General features: G+C 54.0%; 1 pseudogene. It reads right to left on the reverse strand.

Features of this window, described 5'->3' with window-relative positions:
• Positions 1-594, reverse strand: a pseudogene (locus tag ETC02_RS16865) (IS110-like element ISGka2 family transposase); the annotation flags it as partial.

Consider the following 594-nt stretch of genomic DNA (forward strand, 5'->3'; position numbering starts at 1 on the left):
TATGATGACGGCGGCGGTTTGTTTTTTGATTCCAGGCATGGTCATCAGTAAGTCCACTTCCTCCCGATACGGCTCGAGCAGGCGGTCGATGTGCTGGTCGACTTCTTCGATTAACTGCTCCAATTCCTCAACGTGTTTCCACAAGAGGCGAAGGAGACGGAGCTCGTGTTCGGTCAAGGTGCCGAGCAGCGAATCGTACACCGCTTGCTTTTTCTTTTTGAGCCTTCCGCGCAGGCATTGATCCAACTCGTCCTTGTCCACGTATCCCTTCTCAAGCAGCCGGGCGAGGATGTCTTTTCCGGAAACGCCGAAGAGATCGGAGAGGACCGAGCCGAGTTTGACATTGGAAGACTCGAGCACTTTTTGAATCCGGTTTTTCTCCGAAGTCAGCTGTCCGACCCACTTTTTGCGGAGGCGGGTAAAATCCCGCAATTCGCGAATATCCGCTGGGGGGACGAAACTTTTTTCAACGAGTCCATGGCGGAGCAGCTTGGCGATCCACTCGGCGTCAGAGACATCGGTTTTTCTTCCCGGGACATTTTTGATCCGCTGCGGATTGGCCAGTGTCAAGTCGACATAGCCCTCGAGGAAGGC

Origin of the sequence: Geobacillus sp. DSP4a, from assembly GCF_013096875.1 — a bacterium.
Classification (GTDB): Bacteria; Bacillota; Bacilli; order Bacillales; family Anoxybacillaceae; genus Geobacillus; species Geobacillus thermophilus.